This is a genomic window from Neisseria sp. P0001.S005, from assembly GCF_051963715.1.
The window spans coordinates 1-6,688 of the sequence record NZ_JBQCTZ010000185.1; the positions used below are offsets into that span (position 1 = coordinate 1).

Below are 6,688 nucleotides of genomic sequence, written 5' to 3' on the forward strand. Positions count from 1 at the left end.
ATACCCTGCATCATGGTGGTCGAAATCAGACCGCCGAGGAAACCGCCTGCAGCCGAATCGAAGTTGAACGCGTTGGAGAAAATCTGACCGAACACGTCAGGAATCAGGGAAATATTGGTAGCAATGATGAAGAGTGCTATGACGAGATATAAAACCGCCATCAGCGGAACGATAATTTCCGCGGCTTTAGATACGCGACGGATACCGCCGAAGATAATCGGGGCAGTCAGAATGACCAGGGCGACACCGACATAGTGTTGATCCCAGCCCCATGCCGCTTTGGTGGTATCGGCGATGGTATTGGTCTGTACGGCTTCAAATACAAAGCCGAAACAGAAAATCAGGCTCAGGGCGAACAAAATGCCCAGCCATTTTTGTCCCAGGCCTTGAGTTATGTAGTAGGCAGGACCGCCGCGGAAGTGGTGGTTGTCGTAGTCCCGGACTTTAAAGAGTTGGGCCAGTGAAGATTCGACGAACGCCGAACTCATGCCGATTAAGGCGGTTACCCACATCCAGAATACCGCGCCCGGCCCGCCGAGTTTGATGGCAATCGCCACGCCGGCGATGTTGCCCACGCCTACGCGGCTGGCCAAGCCGGTAACGAATGCTTGGAACGGTGTGATTCCATGCGGATCATCACCTTGTTTGCGGCCGCTCAACATTTCTTTGATACTGCGGCCGAAGAGGCGGAATTGTACAAAACCGGTGGTAACGGTGAAAAATAGGCCTACGCCTAAAAGCATATATACCAACCCCGACCACATTGGGTCGTTGATGTCGTTTACCCAGCCGTGAAGCTGTTCGAAAAATTGATCCATACAAACCTTTCAGAGTTTCTGAATTTTCAGACGGCCTGTGTGTGGAGGCTGTCTGTAACTGGATGTATTCTAGCAGACTGTCAACAAACTGAAAAACGTTTACATATTCTTTTTTATATTATCTTTTTGATTATCATGTAATTTTATTATTATGGTGTAAAGGATTTATCGATTTTAATTTTTCCGTTTTACATATTTGAACAAAAAGACCGCCTGAAAACAGAGTCTTGTTTTCAGACGGCCTTGATTTTATTTCAATGCGTTATTCGGGACGCATTTGCGGGAACAGAATCACGTCGCGGATGGTTTGCGAATCGGTCAGCAACATTACCAAGCGGTCGATACCGATGCCGCAGCCACCGGTCGGCGGCAGGCCGAATTCCATGGCGCGGATGTAGTCGGCATCGTAGTGCATGGCTTCGTCGTCGCCGGCATCTTTTTGCACCACTTGCGCCTTGAAGCGTTCGGCTTGGTCTTCCGGATCGTTCAACTCAGAGTAGCCGTTTGCCAGTTCGCGGCCGACAACGAAAAGCTCGAAGCGTTCGGTCAGACCCGGTTTACTGTCAGATGCGCGTGCCAATGGCGACACTTCGACAGGGTAGTCGATGATGAAAGTCGGGTTCCACAGTTTGCCCTCGGCGCAACCTTCAAACAGGGCAAGTTGCAGGCTGCCGATACCCGGAGACGGAGGCAGGCTTTCGCCATGTTTGACGATTTCTTTTTTCAACCATTCTTCATCGTTCAACTGCTCATCAGTGTAGTGCGGATTGTATTTTTTGATGGCACCGAGAATGGTCAGGCGTTCAAACGGGCTTTCCAAATTGACTTCTTTGCCGTTGTAGCTGATTTTTGCCGTACCGTTTACCGCGCGGGAAGCGTTGCGGATGATGTCTTCCGCCATTTGCATCATGCGTTCGTAGTCGGAGAATGCTTCGTAGAATTCGATCATGGTGAATTCAGGGTTATGGCGCACGGACATGCCTTCGTTACGGAAGCTGCGGTTGATTTCAAACACGCGTTCCAAACCGCCGACAACCAAGCGTTTCAGATACAGCTCGGGCGCGATGCGCAGGTAGAGCGGAATGTCCAAGGCATTGTGGTGGGTAACGAACGGTTTCGCTGTCGCGCCGCCCGGAATCGGGTGCATCATTGGGGTTTCGACTTCCAAATAATGCTCGTTGACCATGAAATTGCGCACGGATTGGATAATTTGGCTGCGTTTGATGAAGGTATTGCGCGATTCTTCGTTGGCAATCAAATCGACGTAGCGTTGACGGTATTTGGTTTCCTGATCGTTCAAACCTTTGTGTTTGTCCGGCAGAGGGCGCAGGGATTTGGACAGTAGGCGGATGTTGGACACGCGCACGGTCAATTCGCCGTGGTTGGTTTTGAACAAAGTACCTTCCGCGCCGACGATGTCGCCCAGGTCCCAGTGGTTGAAGTCGTCCAAAACTTCTTGGCTCACGCCTTTGTTGTTCAAATAAAGCTGGATTTGACCGGTAACGTCTTGAATGGTGGCGAAGCTGGCTTTGCCCATTTGACGTTTGAGCATCATGCGGCCGGCCACTTTGACGGGAATGCCTTGCGGGTCGAGTTCTTCTTTGCTGATTTCACCGTATTGGGTGTGCAGGTCGGCGGCAAAGCTGTCGCGTTTGAAATCGTTAGGGTAGGCATTGCGTTCTTTGCGGATGTTGTGCAGTTTCTCGCGGCGCAGGGCGATGATTTGGTTTTCGTCCAATTGCGGCTCGATTTGCGGATTGTTTTGTTCGCTCATGGTGTTTTCCGGAAAAATGAGTCAGGCTGCCGGAGTTTTCAGACGGCCTGAATAAAGTGAAAAATTGGCTCTATTTTACGCGATGTCGGTGTTTTTTTCTATAAAGGCAGAAAGGCCGTCTGAAACCTGAAAAATCGGTTTCAGACGGCCTTTTGTTTTATGAAGGGCAGTATCGGCAGTTAGATATCGGTTTCTAAATAAACAACTTGGGTTTGCAGATATTCTTCCAAGCCGTGTTTGCCGTCGGCGCCGCCGATACCTGATTTTTTCCAACCGGCATGGAAGCCCTGCATGGCTTCAAAGTTTTCGCGGTTGATGTAGGTTTCGCCGAAACGCAGACGGCGGGTTACATAAAACGCTTCATTCAGATTGGTGGTATAGACGGAGCTGGTCAGGCCGAATTCGCTGTCGTTTGCCAAAGCAATGACTTGATCGAGCGTGTCGAAAGTGGCAACAGGCAGGACGGGGCCGAAGGTTTCTTCCTTCATGATGTCCATGCTGTTGTCGGTATTGGTCAGCAGGGTAGGTTCGAAGAAGTAGCCTTTGCCGTCGGCACGTTTGCCGCCGCAAACCAAAGTTGCGCCTTGTCGAACTGCACGTTCGACTTTCTCGGCAACGGCTTTGACGGCGCGCTCTTCAATCAATGGGCCCATTTCCAGTGCGCCAGGTTCGGCCTTAGCTGGATTGCCGTAGCGCACGCCTTTCATGGCGGCGGTCATTTTTTCAATAAATGCGTCTTTCAGGCTGTTGTGGACATACACGCGTTCGGCGCAGTTACAGATTTGACCAGTATTGCCCACGCGTGAAGCCAAGATGGATTTGACGGCCAGATCCAGGTCGGCATCTTTCAAAACGATGGCAGGGGCTTTGCCGCCCAGTTCCAGTGAGACTTTGGTAATGTTGGCGGCGGCAGCTTCCATTACTTGACGGCCTGCTTCTACAGAACCGGTCAGGCTGACCATATCGACTTGCGGATGCGATGCTAAGGCATTGCCGATTTCTGCGCCTGGGCCGTTGACGACGTTGAATACGCCGGCAGGTAAGCCTGAAGCATGAACGATTTCAGCAAAGATGTGGCAGTTAATCGGGGTAACGCTGCTTGGTTTGACGACGATGGTATTGCCTGTTACCAAAGCCGGGCCCATTTTGCGGGCGATCAGGAAGAATGGGAAGTTCCACGGCAAAATGCCGGCGATTACGCCCAAAGGACGTTTGAACAATAAAATGTTTTCGCGCGGACGGTCGCTTTGGATGATTTCGCCTTCATAACGGCGCGCCCATTCGGCTTGGTAATCGAGATAATCGGCAGTGAACATGACTTCTATGCGTGCCAAATCTTTGGTTTTTCCGCCTTCGGCAACAATGGTATCCGTCAGCTCGTCGGCACGTTCGCGGATGCCTTGGGCAATTTTGCGCAGGTATGCGCCGCGCTCAACGGCAGGCAAACGCTCCCATGTAGTTTGCGCATCTCTGGCCGCGGCAACGGCACGATCAACATCGGCTTTTCCACCTTTAGGCTCACGCGCGATGACTTCTTCGGTTGCCGGATTCAATACATCACGCCATGTACCGTTAAAGTCGGTTTCAAAGCGGCCGTTGATATACATAGACAGTTGTTTCATCAAACCTTCTCCTGTTGTTGTAGTTGGATGTAGTTTTAGTCTATGCCTAAATTGTCTGGCATACAAGAGGATTTGGCATGGGTTGATGGTAGGTATTTGGAAGTTTTTAGAAAAAGATGTTGGGTGGGGGAGTTGGGTTTGATTGATTCAAGAGGTTGGTGCTGGTGTGATGCCTTGAGTTGCATCCATAACAGCATTGTGACAAAGCTCGGATATTGCTTGATTTTGATGATGAGAAAGGTATCAAGTGAAGAAAGGCTTGATGGAGAATATAAAAAAAACCTGCTTTTTTCAAAGCAGGTTTTCATATTTGGTGGGTCGTGAGCGATTCGAACGCTCGACCAACGGATTAAAAGTCCGCTGCTCTACCGACTGAGCTAACGACCCGATAAGCTGTGCATTATAGGGAGATTGTTTCTTTTCGTCAACTGTTTTTTTGAAATTTTTTTCAAAAAACGTAAACCAGCTGTTATTTGGCGTTAATTCTCCCTTTTTCGAGTATTAATTATGTTATGATTCTCTAATCTGTCAGTTCTGATGGATATTTTTTAGACCAAAGGATATACAACATGAAAAAATTATTGATTGCTGCGATGATGGTGGCTGGTTTGGCTGCTTGTTCTCAAGAGGCGAAACAGGAAACTCAAGAAGCGGCTTCTGCCGTTGCTTCTGATGTGAACGCTGCTGCCGAACACGCGGCTTCTGCTGCCGATGCTGCTTCTTCCGAAGCTAAAGGCGCTGCTGAACAGGCTGTTTCTGACGCTAAAGAAGCCGGTGCCGATGCGAAGGAAACTGCGGAGAAAGCAATTTCCGATGCTAAAGAAACTACCGGTAAAGCCATCGATGGTGCTAAAGAAGCCAGCGACAAAGCCTTGGACGATGCAAAAGCTGCTGTGGGTGAAGCTAAAGATGCTGCCAAAGATGCGGCTAAAGATGCTTTGGGTAAAGCAGCCGATGTGACTCAAGAAGCTGCCGACAAATTGAAAGACGCTGCTAAATAAGCTGGTGTTTGATATTTGAAAAGGCCGTCTGAAATGTTCAGACGGCCTTTTTATATCGGCAGATTATTTTTTCTCTTGCTGACGCGTGTACACCAAAGAAGTCAGGATGGAGGCACCCAGTGCGCCGAAGACGACGGACAGGGAAATGGAAATCGGGATATGTACCCAGTGCATAATCAGCATCTTGATACCGATAAAGCTCAACACGAAAGCCAAGCCGTATTTGAGGAAAATAAAGCGTTCGGCAAAGTCTGCCAGTAAGAAGTACATGGCACGCAGGCCTAAGATGGCAAAAATGTTGGAGGTGAGGACGATGAAAGGGTCGGTGGTTACGGCAAAAATAGCGGGGATGCTGTCCACGGCGAAGATGACGTCGCTCAATTCGATCATAATCAATACCAGCAAAAGCGGTGTGGCGATGCGTTTGCCGTTCTCGATGGTAAAGAATTTTTCACCGTCAAACTGTTGGCTGGTCGGGATGACTTTTTTGAGCAGGGTCAGGATCTTGTTTTGGGAAAGATCTTCTTCAGCTTCGGCTTCGGGCTTCATCATGTGAATGCCGGTGTATAAGAGGAATGCGCCGAAGAGGTACAAAATCCATTCAAATTGTTGTACCAAGGCTGCGCCGATGAAGATCATGATGGCGCGCAGGACGATGGCGCCGAATACGCCATAGAGCAAGACGCGGTGTTGGAATTTGGATTCGACTTTGAAGTAGCCGAAAATCATCAGGAAAACGAAGATGTTATCAACGGCAAGGGATTTTTCAAGCACATAGCCGGTGAAGAATTCGAGGACTTTTTCTTTGGCGACAACGGCCCCGTAAGCCGGGTTGCTCGCCAGTTCAAAATAGAGCCAGCCTGCAAATGCGCAGGATACGGCTACCCAAATGCCGCTCCAGGCGAGGGCTTCTTTGATGCTGACTTTGTGGGCGCCGTTTTTTTTCAGCGATACCATATCGATGGCGATCATGATTAAGACGGCAATAAAGAAGATGCCGTAAAACATCGGCGAGCCGACGGACGGGTATTGGGTCATAAAAAATCCTTGTGTGTGGGGTATGGGTAAGGTTTACCAAGACAGGTAGAACATCGCCTTGGCAAAAAAGACGATAAACAGCATATGGCTGAATACGACGGCGTGTATGTATTTCGACCAGCCGACGGTGAGGGTGTGCCGTGCCATTTTAACGACGGCGATGGCAAAATGTACCAAAACGCTTACTGCCAACAGGATTTTGATGCTCAGCATGATGCCGAAAGAGCTGTCGAATGGGTGGTGAAGTATCGGCAGGTAGCGGTTGTACACCATCACGATGCCGCTGATGAACAAGGTAATGACGACAGGCGGCATTACGCGGACGGCACGATAGGACATGGCACGTTCGACTTCGCGGCGCGATTCGCGCGAAACGCGGCCGGTGTGCAAAACGGAGAGAACCAGCATTTCGAAAAATACGCCGCCGACAAAGGC

The 6,688-nt window shown here is 49.8% G+C and carries 6 protein-coding genes and 1 tRNA gene; 1 reads left to right on the top strand and 6 read right to left on the bottom strand.

From position 1 onward, the window contains the following. The 4 genes from ACTHSP_RS16260 to ACTHSP_RS16275 form a co-directional block, all read right to left on the bottom strand. The coding region (locus ACTHSP_RS16260; RefSeq protein WP_440346454.1) for an alanine/glycine:cation symporter family protein at positions 1-818 on the bottom strand (818 nt) is incomplete at its 3' end. Between the two features lie 262 nt (positions 819-1,080). Continuing rightward, on the bottom strand, positions 1,081-2,592 hold the full coding sequence (gene lysS, locus ACTHSP_RS16265) for a lysine--tRNA ligase (RefSeq protein WP_314511419.1): 1,512 nt from the start codon (positions 2,590-2,592) through the stop codon (positions 1,081-1,083). Positions 2,593-2,771: 179 nt separating this feature from the next. Beyond that, entirely contained in the window at positions 2,772-4,214 is a 1,443-nt protein-coding gene (aldA, locus tag ACTHSP_RS16270; RefSeq protein WP_070624653.1) for an aldehyde dehydrogenase, read from the bottom strand. Positions 4,215-4,525: 311 nt separating this feature from the next. Beyond that, positions 4,526-4,601, bottom strand: a tRNA-Lys gene (locus tag ACTHSP_RS16275). A gap of 182 nt (positions 4,602-4,783) precedes the next feature. On the opposite strand from ACTHSP_RS16275, the gene ACTHSP_RS16280 reads away from it, so the two are divergent. Continuing rightward, positions 4,784-5,215, top strand: a complete 432-nt coding sequence (locus ACTHSP_RS16280; RefSeq protein ID WP_108700193.1) for an Ag473 family lipoprotein — start codon at positions 4,784-4,786, stop codon at positions 5,213-5,215. A gap of 63 nt (positions 5,216-5,278) precedes the next feature. On the opposite strand, the gene ACTHSP_RS16285 is transcribed toward ACTHSP_RS16280, so the two are convergent. Together ACTHSP_RS16285 and ACTHSP_RS16290 are read right to left on the bottom strand one after the other, a co-directional pair. Beyond that, entirely contained in the window at positions 5,279-6,253 is a 975-nt protein-coding gene (locus ACTHSP_RS16285; protein WP_314511414.1) for a TerC family protein, read from the bottom strand. Positions 6,254-6,286: 33 nt separating this feature from the next. After that, positions 6,287-6,688: CopD family copper resistance protein (locus ACTHSP_RS16290; RefSeq protein ID WP_440346455.1), on the bottom strand; the 402-nt coding region annotated here is incomplete at its 5' end.